Here is a 15,265-nt window from a genome sequence, read left to right as displayed (position 1 = left end):
AAAAGATGAAAATTGCAACACAAAATCAGGCCTTTTTCCCGACCGATATTCTTGAAAAATTCCAGTACATCAAGGCAATGGGTTTTGATGGCTATGAAATCGACGGCAAGCTTTTGGTTGATAATCTGGCGGAAGTGAAAGCCGCCATAAAAGCCACCGGGTTGCCAGTGACCACCGCCTGTGGCGGCTACGACGGCTGGATCGGTGATTTTATCGAAGAGCGCCGTCTGAATGGTTTGCAGCAAATCGAACGTATTCTTGAAGCGCTGAGCGACGTGGGTGGAAAGGGCATTATCGTGCCTGCAGCCTGGGGGATGTTTACCTTCCGACTGCCGCCGATGACCTCGCCGCGCAGTCTGGATGGCGATCGCAAAGCGGTCAGTGCCTCCTTGCGCTGGTTAGATGACGTAGCCGCGCGTACCGGAACCCTCGTTTATCTTGAGCCGTTGAACCGCTATCAGGATCACATGATCAACACGCTGGCGGATGCGCGTCGCTATATCGAAGAAAATGCGCTCAAGCACGTGCAGATTATCGGCGATTTCTACCATATGAATATCGAAGAGGATTCGCTGACCGGCGCACTTCACGAAAATCGTGACAGGCTTGGGCATGTTCATATCGCCGACAATCACCGTTATCAGCCAGGCAGCGGCACGCTCGATTTTGCTGCGCTGTTTGACCAGCTCCGCGCCGATGATTATCAAGGCTACGTTGTATATGAGTGCCGCGTGCGCGCGGAGGATCCGGCCAAAGCCTATCAGGCTTCGCTCAACTATTTACGTGGCTGCTGAGGATGACGAGCGTGATGAGTGCTTCTACACCTTTGCCTCTGCGCGTCGCCATCATTGGCGCCGGGCAGGTTGCAGACAAAGTGCATGCCTCGTATTACGCCACGCGCAGCGATCTGCAGATGGTGGCTGTCATGGACAGCCGCCTGGATCAGGCGCAGGCATTTGCTGAGCGCCACGCTATCGCAGGTGTGTATCAGGACGCGAGGTTGATGTTGCAGGAGGCAAAACCTGACATCGTGAGCGTTTGCTCGCCGAATCGTTTTCACTATGAACATGTGATGGCGGCGCTGGAGGCGGGTTGCCACGTGATGTGCGAAAAGCCACCCGCTATGACACCTGCACAGGCAGACGAAATGCGTCTGGCGGCCCGGCATGCCGGAAAAGTGCTGGCCTACGATTTTCACCATCGTTTCGCGCTGGATGCGCAGCTGCTACGTGAAGCGGTCCAAAACGGCACCTTTGGCGAGATTTATGTCACCAGCGCGCAGGCTTTACGTCGTTGCGGTGTTCCCGGCTGGGGTGCCTTTACCAATAAGTCGCTACAAGGCGGTGGGCCATTGATTGATATCGGCATCCATATGCTCGATGTGGCGATGTACGTGTTGGGGTTCCCGGCGGTGAAACGCGTGACAGCACACAGTTTTCAAAAGCTGGGCACCACTAAGCATAGCGGCCAGTTTGGCGAATGGGACCCCAAAGGCTATACCGTTGAAGATGCGCTGTTTGGCACTATTGAGTTTTGCAACGGGGGGATCTTACGTCTCGATACGTCGTTTGCCCTTAACATCCGCGAGAAATCGATCATGAATGTCTCATTTTGCGGTGAAAAAGCGGGCGCGACATTATTCCCGGCGCATATTTATGACGACGTGGGGGGCGAGTTACAGACTATTTTAAGCCGCGACGACGCGGACGATCAGCGCCATTTACGCAGCATGGAAGCATTTGTGCGCCATGTGCTGGGCGAGCCGGTCATGATTGCCGATGCCGAGCAGGGGCTGGTGATCCAGCAGCTCGTGGCGGCGCTCTATGAATCGGCAGAAACACGGGAGAGCGTAGAATTATGCTGAACCTCTCTCGTCTTTCAGAACCCACGTTCAGCCCGCACAGTCTGAACAAGTACGCGTCGATCATGGCCTGTGGCAATGGCTATATGGGCATTCGTGCCAGTCATGAAGAGGACTATACGCAGCAAACGCGCGGCATGTACCTTGCGGGCGTTTACCACCGCGCAGGGCGCAACGAAACGAAGGAACTGGTGAACCTCCCCGATGTGATGGGGATTGAACTGCAGCTGGACGGCGAACATTTTTCGCTACTGGCAGGTGAGCTTCTCTGCTGGGAGCGTGAGTTAGCGTTCTCTGACGGCGAGCTACGTCGCAGCCTGGTCTGGCGTTCAGCCAGGGGAAAACGCTTTCGCATCGACAGCCGACGTTTTGTCTCGCTAGATCAGCTGCCATTGGCGGCGCTGCAATTTTCCGTCACTCCCTTGGACGGCGCTGCGCACATCAGCTTCTCGACGGGAATCTACGCGACGCAAACCAACAGCGGTCGACAGCATCTGGATGAAACCTCTGTTCAGGTGTTTGATCAGCATTTCATGCAAGGCGTGTATGAAACTCAGGATCGCTCGACTGACGTCGTGATCTCCGCGAGCTGTCAGCTGGATACCCCGAGTGAAAACTGTTTTACCGCCAAAAACCGGCGTATGAACTGCCACCATACGCTGGAGGCAGAAGAGGGGCAGAAAGTTACGCTGGAGAAAATCGTCTGGATAACCCATCGCCACGATAAAGCACTTGAGCAGTCTGCCTTTGCACAAAAAAGCCTGGCCGAGCTAAAACTTTGCGCGGAGCAGGGGTACGACGCATTGCTGGAACAGTCTGCACTTGCCTGGGACACGCACTGGCAAACCAGCCGCGTTAGCGTGCAGTCCGACGATCCTCAGGATCAGCTCGCCCTCGACTATGCGGTCTGGCATTTGACGACCATGACGCCTGCACACAACGAGCGTTGCAGTATCGCGGCGAAAGGGCTGACCGGCGAAGGCTATAAAGGCCACATTTTCTGGGACACTGAGATCTTCCTTTTACCGTTCCACCTCTTTACGCGGCCGCAAACGGCCCGTAGCTTGCTGCGTTATCGCTGGCTGAACCTTGCCGGAGCCCGTGAGAAAGCACAGCGCAACGGCTGGGCGGGAGCGCTGTTTCCGTGGGAGAGCGCAGACAGCGGACATGAAGAGACGCCTGAATACGCGGCCATAAATATTCGCACCGGCCTGCGGCAAAAAGTGGCGTCGGCGCTGGCGGAACACCATATCGTCGCCGATATCGCCTGGGCCGTCGTGGCCTACTGGCAAGCGACGCGCGACAGCGACTTCATGCGCAATGAGGGGCTGGCGCTGCTCATGGAAACTGCGTCGTTCTGGATCTCGCGAGCCACAGACGTGAATGGCCGACTGGAGATCCATGACGTTATCGGCCCGGACGAGTATACCGAGCATGTGAACAACAATGCCTTTACCAACTATATGGCCTGGCAAAACGTCCATGATGCCCTGACGCTGATGGAGCACTTTAATCGACAGGACGATGCGTTTGTAGAAGCGGCGCAGAAATTCCTGGCACGGCTGTGGCTGCCTTCCGCTGATGCGCAGGGTGTCATCCCGCAGGATGACACCTTTATGGCGAAACCTGCGATTGATCTACGCCATTACAAAGCGCAGGCCGGTAAGCAAACCATTCTGCTGGATTACTCCCGCGCGGAGGTCAATGAAATGCAGATCCTCAAGCAGGCGGACGTGGTGATGCTCAACTATCTGTTGCCAGATAAGTTCGACCGCAAACAATGTGCGGCGAATCTGGCCTTCTACGAGCCACGCACGATCCACGACTCCTCATTGAGTCAGTCGATTCACGGCATTGTGGCTGCTCGCTGCGGTGATACTGCCCGCGCCTATGCGTTCTGGCGAGCGGGTGCGGCGATTGATCTGGGGGACGATCCTCACAGTTGCGACGATGGGATCCACGCTGCCGCAACGGGGGCAATCTGGTCGGGTGTCGTTCAGGGCTTTGCAGGGATGCAGATTATTGATGGCGAACTGAATCTGACGCCGCAACTGCCGGCCCACTGGCAGCGACTGCAATTCTCTCTTCAGTGGCGCGCTGCACGCCTCAATATTCTGGTTGAGGGCGTATCAGTGACGCTGCGTTCCAGCGCACCGATTGCAGTGACGCTTTGGGGGAAAACACACCACCTTTTAGCCCATGAAACGCGTACTGTTGATTTACCTGAATTTGGGACCGCTACCACGGAGGGCGGCAACAATGTTTAAGGCGGTGATTTTCGATTTAGACGGGGTGATTACCGACACGGCGCATCTGCACTTTCTGGCCTGGCAGAGCGTGGCGTCAGAGATAGGCATCCCGATTGACGAGGCGTTCAATGCCGGGCTGAAGGGTATTAGTCGGATGGATTCACTCGACCGTATTTTGCGCCACGGTGGAATGGAAGAGGCGTTCAGTCAGAAAGAGCGCGAGCAACTGGCGCAGGCCAAAAATGCGCTGTATATCGAATCGCTTAAGGGGTTAACCCGCGATTCACTTCTGCCGGGTATTGCGCAGCTACTGGCGGAAATCCGCGCGAACAAGGTGCGCATCGGGCTGGCGTCGGTCTCCCTTAACGCGCCCATGATCCTCCAGGCACTGGGGATCGCCAGCGCTTTCGATTTTTGCGCCGACGCATCGCGCATTCAGCACTCGAAACCGCATCCTGACATTTTCCTGGCGGCCTGCGCAGGATTAGGCATCACACCGGAGCAGGCGATTGGGATTGAAGATGCGCAGGCGGGTATTGAGGCGATCAATGCCGCAGGCATGCTGTCGGTTGGGATCGGCGGCGAGTTATCCGGCGCAGATTTAACACTTTCTTCCACGGATGAACTGTCCTGGCCGCGTTTATCCGATTTCTGGCAGGACATGCGCGGCCAGAACGGGCATCACTTAAGGGGGCATAATGGCTCAGCTATCGCTTAAACATATTCAAAAAATCTACGACAACCAGGTTCATGTGGTGAAGGATTTTAGCCTCGAAATCGCAGATAAAGAGTTTATCGTCTTTGTCGGTCCGTCGGGCTGTGGCAAATCGACAACATTGCGCATGATTGCCGGGCTGGAGGAGATCAGCGCGGGTGAGCTGTTTATCGACGGGGTGCGGATGAACGATGTTCCGGCCAAATCGCGCGATATCGCAATGGTGTTCCAGAACTACGCCCTGTATCCGCATATGACCGTCTACGACAACATGGCGTTTGGTCTGAAGATGCAAAAAATAGCGCCAGCGGTTATTGAGGAAAGGGTCAGTTGGGCGGCGCAAATTTTGGGGCTGCGTGATTATTTGAAGCGAAAACCGGGGGCGTTGTCCGGCGGCCAGCGCCAGCGTGTGGCACTCGGAAGGGCGATTGTGCGCGAGGCGGGAGTCTTCCTGATGGACGAACCCCTGTCCAACCTCGATGCCAAGCTGCGTGTGCAGATGCGTGCAGAGATCAGCAAGCTGCACCAGAAACTGAACACCACCATGATTTACGTGACTCACGATCAAACGGAAGCCATGACCATGGCGACGAGAATTGTGATTCTCAAAGACGGTTATATTCAGCAGGTGGGCGCGCCGAAGCAGGTTTATAACGAACCCGCCAATATGTTTGTTGCCGGTTTTATCGGATCACCGGCCATGAATTTTATTCGCGGGGCAATTGATGGCCGTTATTTCGTCACTGAAACGCTGCGTCTGGAGATCCCTGAAACGAAACTCGCTGTGCTGAATGCAATGGGATATCAGCGCAAGGCGGTGGTCTTTGGCATCCGGCCCGAAGACATTCTCACGTCATCAGGCATCCCCATGGATATCACAGCCAAAGTCAGCGTGGCAGAACTCACCGGCGCTGAGTTTATGCTCTACGCCACAGTGGGGGGGCATGAGCTGGTTCTGCGCGCCGGCGCGGTCAACGATTACCGTGCCGGGGATAACCTGGCCATTCAGTTTGAAATGGATAAATGTCACTTCTTCGACGCTGATAGCGAAATAGCGCTGAGATAAAAAGATTTCGTTGCCGGGAATTTTCTTTCCGGCTTTTTTAGTCGTTATTTTATAAAGGAATATACAAATGAGTACTCTACACAGAAGTGCTGCGCTTTTATTATGCGCAGGGGTAATGTGCGCCCAGGCGGCTGACAATCAAGAAAAATGGCACTTTAATATAGGTGCTATGTATGAGATTGAAAACGTCGAAGGGCAAGGCGAAGATAAAGATGGATTATATGAACCTTCCGTCTGGTTTAATGCCACCTGGGACGCATGGACTATTTCACTGGCCATGTATCAGGAAGGTCCGGTGGATTACAGCAGCATGACACGCGGGACCTATTTTGATCGCCCGGAATTTGAGCTGCGCTATCGTATTATCGGCAGCGACGATTTCACCCTCGGTTTGACCGGTGGCTTCCGCAATTATGGCTACCATTTTAAAGATGAACACGGCGCGAAGGACGGCACCGCCAATATGCAGCGCTATAAAATTCAGCCGGACTGGGATCTGAAACTTAGCGATGACTGGCGTTTTAGCGGCTGGTTTGCGATGTATCAGTTTGCCAACGATCTTGAAAAAACCGGTTATTCCGACAGTCGTGTCGAAACCGAAACCGGATTTACCTGGACCATTAACGAAACCTTTTCGGCTAAAGCGAACTACTATTTAGAGCGCGGGTTTAATATGGACGGCGGCCGGAATAACGGTGAATTCTCGACGCAGGAAATTCGAGCTTATTTACCGATTTCGTTAGGGAACACCACGCTGACGCCGTATACCCGAATTGGTCTGGATCGCTGGTCGAACTGGGACTGGCAGGACGATCCTGACCGCGAAGGGCATGATTTTAACCGCCTGGGTATGCTCTACGCGTACGATTTTACGAATGGGTTGTCCATGACGCTGGAATACGCGTACGAATGGGAAAATCACGACGAAGGCAAAAACGACCGCTTCCACTATGCGGGCGTCGGCGTGAACTACGCATTCTGACGGGGTGACTGCCAGGGGCTTTGACGCCCCTGGATTCAGCGAAGCGAGGGCGTTTCAGAGAGTGCCGTGTCAACAATGACCTGGCGTGGTGCCTCTTTTCCGGCGATACGTTTGAACAGGACATCGCAACTCTTTTCGCCCAACTGGCGGGTAGGGATTTCGAAGCCAGCCGGTGCAGGGGTCAATATCAACGACAGCAACGGATCCGTATAACCGGCGATCGCCAGCTGTTCCGGAATCATCAGGTTTAATTCCTCCGCTGCGCGATACAGAGCGAGAAGCTTCATACTGTCCGTGGCGAAAACGGCACGCGGTGGGTGTGCTGAGGAGAGTAATTGACAGGCCGCGTCCAGCGCACTTTCGTGGGTATATCCGCCGTCGACAACCCAGTCAGCATTAAAGGCAATGTTGTGTTTTTCAAGGCTGGCTTTATAACCCGCGAGACGGTCGATTGAGACGTGGTAATCAACGGGCGCATGCAGACAGGCGATTTTACGGTGGTCATTGCGAATAAACGTATCGGTTAACGTCATACTGCCGTGGAAATTATCCGTATCGACTGAATAGATATTCTGGAAATCGCCTTCGACTTTACCAATTACCACGACGGGAATGCCATAGGTATCAAGCCGTGGGAAAAAAGATTCATTGGCCGGGGAACTGAGCATAATAATTCCCTTAACCATTTTTTGCTTAATTTTATTTTCGCATTTCTGCAAATCATCTTCGCTACTTTTCGACGTTTGAAGAATAACGTCAAAACCTTCCTCTTCGGCTTTTTCCGTAATGGTATGTAACACGTCAGAGAAAAAAGGATTACCGGCTGTGGTCTTGGCTGAACGCGTGGAAATAACCATGATCGCGTCAAAACCTGAAGAGGTCAGGGCACGGGCCAGCTTGTTGGGTTGATAATTTAATTCATCAATCGCTTTTTGCACTTTTTCAAGTGCTTCCGGGGAGATATTTGTTTGCTTGTTTAGAACCCTGGACACGGTTGATTTTGATACGCCAGCAACACGTGCAATATCATAAATGGTGGGTGACATACACCTTACAACTCCATGATAGCGGTAGTGCGATTATATTACGGGAGAAAAAACGGGAATGACAGTGACAATGAATTGAAAATCAACGATCTGCCCCAATTTATTGTATTCTGAAGCTGATATCAGCGGTCTTCGGGGCAAAACAGGATGGCGATGAAGCGACTTAAAAACGAATTCAATTCACTGGTTAACCGTGGCGTAGACCGCCATTTGCGTCTGGCGGTGACGGGACTTAGCCGCAGCGGCAAAACCGCATTTATCACCGCGATGGTCAACCAGCTTCTCAATTTACACGCCGGGGCGCGACTGCCGCTGCTGAGTGCCGCGCGCGAAGAGCGCCTGCTCGGCGTGAAGCGTGTACCGCAGCGCGACTTTGGCATCCCGCGTTTTACCTATGATGAAGGGCTGGCACAGCTGTACGGCACGCCGCCCGCCTGGCCGACGCCGACGCGCGGGGTGAGCGAAATCCGTCTCGCGCTGCGCTTTCGTTCTAACGAATCCGTATTACGTCATTTTAAAGACACATCCACGCTCTATCTGGAAATTGTCGATTATCCCGGTGAATGGTTGCTCGATTTGCCGATGCTGGCCCAGGACTACCTGAGCTGGTCGCGGCAAATGACCGGGCTTCTGCAGGGGCAGCGCGCGGAGTGGTCGGCAAAATGGCGTGAGCTGTGCGCCGGGTTAGACCCGCTGGCTCCGGCCGACGAGAACCGGCTGGCGGCAATTGCGCAGGCCTGGACCGACTATCTGCATCAATGTAAACAGCAGGGGCTGCATTTTATCCAGCCTGGGCGATTTGTCCTGCCGGGCGAAATGGCGGGTGCGCCTGCGCTACAGTTCTTCCCGTGGCCAGATGTCGATAGCTGGGGTGAATCAAAACTGGCGATGGCGGATAAACACACCAACGTCGGAATGCTCCGCGATCGCTTTAACTACTACTGCGAAAAGGTGGTGAAGGGGTTCTACAAAAATCACTTCCTGCGCTTCGATCGCCAGATTGTGCTGGTGGATTGTCTGCAGCCCTTGAACAGCGGGCCGCAGGCTTTCAACGATATGCGCCTTGCCCTCACGCAGCTGATGCAAAGTTTCCATTACGGACAGCGCACTCTGTTCCGCCGCCTGTTTTCACCGGTGATCGACAAACTGCTGTTTGCGGCGACCAAAGCCGATCATGTCACGGTCGATCAGCACGCGAATATGGTATCGCTGCTGCAACAGCTGGTGCAGGACGCCTGGCAAAATGCGGCGTTTGAAGGGATTAGCATGGACTGTCTGGGGCTGGCTGCGGTGCAGGCGACGCAGAGCGGGCTGATTGATGTCAACGGTGAGAAAATTCCGGCCCTGCGCGGTAATCGTCTGAGCGACGGAGAGACGCTGACGGTCTATCCTGGCGAAGTGCCCGCCCGTCTGCCGGGGCAGGCGTTCTGGGAAAAGCAGGGTTTCCAGTTTGAAGCGTTTCGCCCTCAGGCGATGAACGTCGATCAGCCGTTACCGCATATTCGCCTGGACGCGGCGCTGGAGTTTTTAATAGGAGATAAACTGCGATGAGCGAACCCTTAAAGCCACGCATCGATTTTACCGGCACGCTTGAGCAGGCGCGCGACGAAGCCTTTAAATCCGCCCAGGCGTTCAGTGGCCCGGAGGCCGAGAGATTCGCGCCTGTCGTCGCTGACGAACTGCTGTCGGACGAAGGGCCGGCAGAAGCGGTTGTTGAGGCCGCCCTGCGGCCTAAACGCAGCCTGTGGCGCAAGATGGTTACCGCCGGTTTGACGCTCTTTGGTGTGAGCGTGGTCGGTCAGGGCGTGCAGTGGACGATGAATGCCTGGCAGACCCAGGACTGGGTGGCCCTTGGGGGCTGCGCGGCCGGTGCGCTTATCGTCGGGGCGGGCGTTGGGTCGATTGCGACCGAGTGGCGTCGTCTGTGGCGACTGCGCCAGCGCGCCCATGAGCGCGACGAAGCGCGCGATCTGTTGCGCAGTCATGCCACCGGAAAAGGGCGCGCATTCTGTGAAAAACTGGCGAGCCAGGCCGGGATTGACCAGTCCCATCCGGCTCTGCAGCGCTGGTACGCGGCGATCCATGAAACGCAAAACGACCGTGAAATCGTGAGTCTCTATGCGAGTATCGTTCAGCCCGTGCTTGATTCGCAGGCTCGGCGTGAGATTAGCCGCTCGGCGGCGGAGTCGACGCTGATGATTGCCGTCAGCCCGCTGGCGCTGGTGGATATGGCCTTTATTGCGTGGCGTAATCTGCGGCTTATCAATCGCATTGCCACGCTGTATGGCATTGAACTGGGCTATTACAGCCGTCTACGCCTTTTCCGCCTGGTTCTGCTGAATATGGCCTTTGCCGGTGCCAGTGAACTGGTCCGTGAAGTGGGGATGGACTGGATGTCTCAGGATCTTGCCGCACGACTGTCCACCCGCGCGGCACAGGGGATCGGTGCGGGTCTGTTAACCGCGCGTCTGGGGATCAAAGCCATGGAATTATGCCGCCCCCTGCCATGGATGAATGACGATAAACCGCGTCTCGGGGATTTCCGTCGCGAACTGATTGGCCAGTTGAAAGAGACATTGAGCAAAAAACCGCAGTAAACGCTGAAGAATTCACCTCGCTGTCAATATTTGTTGACAGCGAGCTTCCAGCCAGACGATATCTGACATATCATTTTAAGGTTACTGGCTAAAGAGTGAATTTCCCATGCGTCTGGAAGTGTTCTGTCAGGACCGTATCGGCCTGACCCGCGAATTACTCGATCTCCTTGTTTTGCGTGACATTGATTTGCGCGGCATCGATATCGACCCTATCGGGCGAATTTACCTCAATTTTGCCGAAATCGAATTTAATACCTTTAGCAGCCTGATGGCGGAAATCCGCCGTATCGCTGGCGTTACGGATGTGCGTACCGTGCCGTGGATGCCGTCAGAGCGCGAGCATCTGGCGTTAAGTGCGCTGCTCGAAGCGATGCCTGAACCGTTTTTATCCCTCGATCTGAAAGGCAAAGTGGAGCGCACCAACCAGGCGAGCTGCCAGCTGTTCGGCCAGAGTCAGGAAAAGCTGAGCAACCATCACGCGGCGCAGCTGATCGCCGGTTTCAATTTCCAGCGCTGGCTCGACAGCAATCCGCAGGGCACGCACAGCGAACATGTGGTGATCGGCGGCCAGAACTTCCTGATGGAGATCACTCCGGTGCATCTGCGCGGTGAGAATGACGTCAGCGTGCTGACCGGCGCGGTGATCATGTTGCGCTCGACCATCCGTATGGGGCGCCAGCTGCAGAATCTCTCCAACCAGGATGTCGGCGCGTTCAGCCAGATTATTGCCGTTAGCCCGAAAATGAAGCATGTGGTGGACCAGGCGCGTAAGCTTGCGAATCTCACTGCGCCGTTGCTGATCACCGGCGAAACGGGAACCGGCAAGGATTTACTCGCACATGCGGTTCACACCGCCAGCCCACGCGCGGCAAAACCCTATCTGGCCCTGAACTGCGCGTCCATTCCGGAAGATGCCGTTGAGAGCGAGCTGTTCGGCCACGCGCCGGAGGGCAAAAAAGGCTTCTTCGAGCAGGCCAACGGCGGCTCAGTCTTGCTGGATGAGATTGGCGAGATGTCGCCGCGCATGCAGGCTAAACTGCTGCGCTTCCTCAACGACGGCACTTTCCGCCGCGTCGGGGAAGACCACGAGGTGCACGTCGATGTGCGCGTCATTTGCGCGACGCAGAAAAACCTCGTCGAACTGGTGCAAAAGGGCGTATTCCGGGAAGATCTCTATTATCGACTGAATGTACTGACCCTGAATATTCCGCCGCTGCGCGATTGTCCGCAGGACATTATGCCGCTGACCGAACTGTTCGTGGCGCGCTTTGCCGACGAACAGGGCGTGCCGCGTCCGAAGCTCTCGGGGGATTTGGGTTCGATGCTGACGCGCTACGGCTGGCCGGGCAACATCCGCCAGTTGAAAAACGCCGTCTACCGTGCGCTTACGCAGCTGGAAGGTTACGAACTGCGCTCGCAGGACATTCTGTTGCCGGATTACGATGCGGGAACCGTGTCGGTTGGCGAAGAGGCTATGGAAGGCTCGCTGGATGACATCACCAGCCGTTTCGAGCGCTCTGTGCTGACCCAACTTTATCGCAACTATCCGAGCACCCGTAAACTGGCGAAACGCCTGGGCGTATCGCACACGGCCATCGCCAATAAATTGCGTGAGTACGGTCTGAATCAGAAGAAAGCGGACGACCAGAACTGAGAAAATCCCGCGCGGGCGGGGTTTTTGCTATCCAAACATTAAGGCTTAATTTATGAGCAATGAAATACCTTTAAAGTTTTATGACATCGCGGATGAATATTCAAAGGAATCCGCAAAGCCCGTCAGCGAAGCAGAGCGCGACGCGGTGGCCTATTATTTCCAGTCGCTGATCACGCGTTTAATGAATAACGAAGAGATCAGCGAAGAGGCGCAGAGTGAGATGGCCCGGGAAGCCGGTATCGATGAAACGCGGATCGATGAGATCGCGGAGTTTTTGAATACGTGGTGACGATCGCGTTCTGATATCGCCGTATTGAGTGTGATGTCCGCATGCTGCGCGAAGCTGGCGTCGGACATCCGCATCTCGCTCAGGGGAGTTATCTCAATGAGCGAGATGCGGCTCAGGAAGATCTACATTCTCTTTAGATTTTATCATTCACGCCTTGCAAAACCGCATCCTGTTACCAAACGGATCATACCCTTCCAGAATTTTCCCCCACGCCTGCTCCACAGTTAAGTTCATCCCGCAACCGTTCGATAGTGTGCACAGGGACAAAGAGTGTCGTTGCTGGGCAGACGTCAGACAAAAGAAAGCCCCGCATCAGCGAGGCTTTGAATATCTGAGCGCTGAGCGATGTCGTTACGCTTTCAGCACATCCAGCGCAGCGGTGTAGTCTGGTTCGTTGGTGATTTCGTTGACCAGCTCGCTGAAGATCACGGTGTCGTTTTCGTCAATCACCAGGACTGCACGGGCAGCCAGGCCTTTCAGTGGGCCTTCCGCGATACCTACGCCGTAGTTTTCGAGGAAATCAGGGCTACGCAGGGTAGAAAGCGTGATAACGTTGCTCAGACCTTCTGCGCCGCAGAAACGGGACTGGGCGAACGGCAGATCCGCGGAAATGCACAGCACTACAGTGTTGTCGACTTCGGTCGCCAGCTGGTTGAATTTACGCACGGACGCAGCGCAAACGCCGGTGTCGATGCTTGGGAAAATGTTCAGGACTTTGCGTTTACCGGCGAACTGACCCAGTGTTACGTCAGACAAATCTTTTGCCACGAGGGTAAAAGCCTGTGCTTTGCTGCCTGCCTGCGGAATGGAACCTGCAACAGAAACCGGGTTGCCCTGGAAATGAACGAGTTGTGACATAGATATCTTCCTGTTTACATATAGTTAACGTCGCGGCTAGTGTATGACAACAGCGGATAACACGGCAAACCTATTTTTCCCTACAGGAGTGAGTGATGAGAACCGTCAAGGTCTATGAAGAAGCGTGGCCACTGCATACCCCGTTTGTGATCTCTCGCGGTAGCCGTAGCGAAGCCAGTGTAGTCGTCGTCGAGATTGAAGAAGACGGTGTGAAGGGCGCGGGCGAATGCACACCTTATCCTCGCTACGGCGAGAGTCTCGCGTCAGTGATGGCGCAGATCATGACTATCGTTCCTGAACTGGAAAAGGGGCTGACACGTGAAGCGCTGCAACAGGCGCTGCCGGCGGGTGCGGCGCGTAATGCGGTCGACTGTGCGCTATGGTCGCTGGAGGCGCATCGGCAGAATCATACGATCAGCGACTCGCTGGGCGTGGTACTGCCGCAGACCATTGTAACGGCGCAAACGGTGGTGATCGGCGAGCCTGCGCAGATGGCGTCAAGTGCGAAAGCGCTGTATGAGGCCGGGGCGCGGTTGCTAAAAGTGAAGCTTGACGATCATTTGATTAGCGAGCGGATGGTGGCGATCCGCAGCGCGGTTCCTGATGCGACCCTCATTGTCGATGCCAACGAATCCTGGAAGAGTGAAGGGCTGGCCGCGCGCTGTCAGCTGCTGGCTGATTTGGGCGTGGCGATGCTGGAGCAGCCGCTGCCGTCGGCACAAGACGCCGCGCTGGAAAACTTTATCCACCCGTTACCTATCTGCGCCGATGAGAGCTGCCACACGCGTGACAGCCTGGCCGGGCTGAAAGGGCGCTACGAGATGGTGAATATTAAACTTGATAAGACGGGTGGATTAACTGAAGCGCTGGCGCTGGCGAAACAGGCGCGGGCTGACGGGTTCGCGCTGATGCTTGGCTGTATGCTCTGCACTTCAAGAGCCATCAGCGCCGCACTGCCGCTGACAGAGCAGGTGAGCTACGCCGATCTTGATGGGCCAACCTGGCTCGCCGTGGATGTCTCACCTGCGCTGAATTTTACCACCGGGACGCTTCATCTCTGAGATTGCCAGCGCAGCAGGCCGGTCATCGCTTTCAGGTATTTCTCGCTCGCTTCATCAGAGGAGATGGGCGGGAACTCGGCGGTAATGCAGTGCAGGCCAAGGTCTGCGCACCAGCTGCCAAACGAGCCTGGCGTTTCGTATCCGACGCTGGTGACCAGCGGCAGCGCTAAGGCGTCGGCCAGCCACTCGCCTAACTCCGTGTGGCGCGGATCTTCGATGCAGGCCAGCGGATCGTGAAACGACACCACCCACGCCGGTTGAAGATGATGAATGAGCTGGCACAGCCCCTGGGTTTCAGGCTCTGAGCCGGGTTTTTCACCGGTGAGAAGCACCACGTCACGCTCGTCCGCCGCGCTGTTCCAGCGATAAACCGTCTCTCCCGCTCGCCAGTTGGCCGCCGGGAAATTGCGGTTCAGATCGACGCCGCGCGCGTTGGCCCGCAGCCCTAACTGGCAGCCGTCTGGATTCACCGTTAACACCACGTGATGACGACGCAGATCGGGTGCCAGCGTACGCAGCGCGCAGGAGAGGGTGACGATGGAGGAGTTCTCATCCCCGTGCGTCCCGGCGATGATAAGCCCGCTGTGGCGGTCGGCCTGCGGGGCAGGAAACCAGATCAGCGGGGCACCCAGAAATGAGCGGCCATAATGTTCCGTTCCGGGCGGGAAAGCGCCACGTTCCGTTCTTGGGCGGGTAAGTGACATATGAAATCCTGATAGCGAGTTCTTTATAGCCAGTGTTGTGTAAAACACGCGCTTAATCAAATAGTTTCACGGGCCGGAGAAACTGATCCGATCTCAACTTTCCGCGCGAAGGTGTTTGCATTTCTCTGTTCTGAAACAAATAATTACGCATCTGCTTGTCACCCATCATTCCAAAGGGGATCT

The 15,265-nt window shown here is 55.5% G+C and carries 14 protein-coding genes; 11 read left to right on the top strand and 3 right to left on the bottom strand.

Annotated elements, in window-relative coordinates; all coding sequences use genetic code 11:
- The first annotated feature begins 5 nt into the window (after positions 1–5).
- The 6 genes from ACB496_RS11195 (at position 6) to ACB496_RS11170 (ending at position 6,873) form a co-directional block, all read left to right on the top strand.
- A complete protein-coding gene (locus ACB496_RS11195; RefSeq protein WP_371972525.1) occupies positions 6–794 on the top strand; it encodes a sugar phosphate isomerase/epimerase family protein in 789 nt (262 codons plus the stop codon).
- 11 nt (positions 795–805) lie between these two features.
- Positions 806–1,864 (top strand): Gfo/Idh/MocA family protein, encoded by a 1,059-nt coding sequence (locus ACB496_RS11190; RefSeq protein WP_371972524.1) that lies wholly within the window; start codon positions 806–808, stop codon positions 1,862–1,864.
- Positions 1,858–4,128: a glycoside hydrolase family 65 protein gene (locus ACB496_RS11185; RefSeq protein WP_371972523.1), complete on the top strand. Its 2,271-nt coding sequence runs from the start codon at positions 1,858–1,860 to the stop codon at positions 4,126–4,128. Before ACB496_RS11190 ends, ACB496_RS11185 begins: the two co-directional genes overlap by 7 nt.
- Positions 4,121–4,828 carry a beta-phosphoglucomutase gene (gene pgmB, locus ACB496_RS11180; protein WP_371972522.1) on the top strand — a complete coding sequence of 236 codons (708 nt, stop codon included), beginning with the start codon at positions 4,121–4,123 and terminating at the stop codon, positions 4,826–4,828. The genes ACB496_RS11185 and pgmB overlap by 8 nt, the downstream gene beginning before the upstream one ends.
- Positions 4,809–5,891 (top strand): ABC transporter ATP-binding protein, encoded by a 1,083-nt coding sequence (locus ACB496_RS11175; protein ID WP_312154080.1) that lies wholly within the window; start codon positions 4,809–4,811, stop codon positions 5,889–5,891. Before pgmB ends, ACB496_RS11175 begins: the two co-directional genes overlap by 20 nt.
- Positions 5,892–5,958: 67 nt before the next feature.
- Complete coding sequence (locus tag ACB496_RS11170; RefSeq protein WP_371972521.1) at positions 5,959–6,873, top strand: OmpG family monomeric porin; 915 nt, start codon at positions 5,959–5,961, stop codon at positions 6,871–6,873.
- 35 nt (positions 6,874–6,908) lie between these two features.
- Here the strand turns inward: ACB496_RS11170 and ACB496_RS11165 are convergent, their stop codons facing one another.
- The gene (locus ACB496_RS11165; protein WP_371972520.1) at positions 6,909–7,919 is read right to left on the bottom strand and encodes a LacI family DNA-binding transcriptional regulator; all 1,011 of its coding nucleotides are present in this window, start codon (positions 7,917–7,919) and stop codon (positions 6,909–6,911) included.
- Between the two features lie 153 nt (positions 7,920–8,072).
- Here ACB496_RS11165 and ACB496_RS11160 point away from each other — a divergent pair, with 153 nt between their 5' ends.
- From ACB496_RS11160 to ACB496_RS11145, 4 genes are all read left to right on the top strand, one after another.
- Complete coding sequence (locus ACB496_RS11160; protein WP_371972519.1) at positions 8,073–9,470, top strand: YcjX family protein; 1,398 nt, start codon at positions 8,073–8,075, stop codon at positions 9,468–9,470.
- The gene (locus ACB496_RS11155) at positions 9,467–10,516 is read left to right on the top strand and encodes a TIGR01620 family protein (RefSeq protein ID WP_371972518.1); all 1,050 of its coding nucleotides are present in this window, start codon (positions 9,467–9,469) and stop codon (positions 10,514–10,516) included. Before ACB496_RS11160 ends, ACB496_RS11155 begins: the two co-directional genes overlap by 4 nt.
- 106 nt (positions 10,517–10,622) lie before the next feature.
- Positions 10,623–12,170, top strand: coding sequence for a transcriptional regulator TyrR (gene tyrR, locus ACB496_RS11150; RefSeq protein ID WP_371972517.1), 1,548 nt, complete (start codon positions 10,623–10,625; stop codon positions 12,168–12,170).
- Between the two features lie 52 nt (positions 12,171–12,222).
- Positions 12,223–12,459, top strand: a complete 237-nt coding sequence (locus tag ACB496_RS11145) for a DUF2543 family protein (RefSeq protein WP_102103823.1) — start codon at positions 12,223–12,225, stop codon at positions 12,457–12,459.
- A 351-nt stretch (positions 12,460–12,810) separates the two neighbouring features.
- On the opposite strand, the gene tpx is transcribed toward ACB496_RS11145, so the two are convergent.
- Positions 12,811–13,317: a thiol peroxidase gene (gene tpx / locus ACB496_RS11140; protein ID WP_100780011.1), complete on the bottom strand. Its 507-nt coding sequence runs from the start codon at positions 13,315–13,317 to the stop codon at positions 12,811–12,813.
- A 95-nt stretch (positions 13,318–13,412) separates the two neighbouring features.
- Here tpx and ycjG point away from each other — a divergent pair, with 95 nt between their 5' ends.
- A complete protein-coding gene (ycjG, locus tag ACB496_RS11135; RefSeq protein ID WP_100780012.1) occupies positions 13,413–14,378 on the top strand; it encodes an L-Ala-D/L-Glu epimerase in 966 nt (321 codons plus the stop codon).
- Here the strand turns inward: ycjG and mpaA are convergent.
- A complete protein-coding gene (gene mpaA / locus ACB496_RS11130; protein WP_371972514.1) occupies positions 14,369–15,082 on the bottom strand; it encodes a murein tripeptide amidase MpaA in 714 nt (237 codons plus the stop codon). The two genes, ycjG and mpaA, sit on opposite strands and share 10 nt — an antisense overlap.
- Positions 15,083–15,265 lie beyond the last annotated feature (183 nt).

Source organism: Lelliottia nimipressuralis (genome assembly GCF_041464075.1).
GTDB classification, from domain to species: domain Bacteria; phylum Pseudomonadota; class Gammaproteobacteria; order Enterobacterales; family Enterobacteriaceae; genus Enterobacter; species Enterobacter nimipressuralis.
Note: the sequence above shows the minus strand (reverse complement) of the source record. Positions and strands in the feature narration are given on the sequence as shown.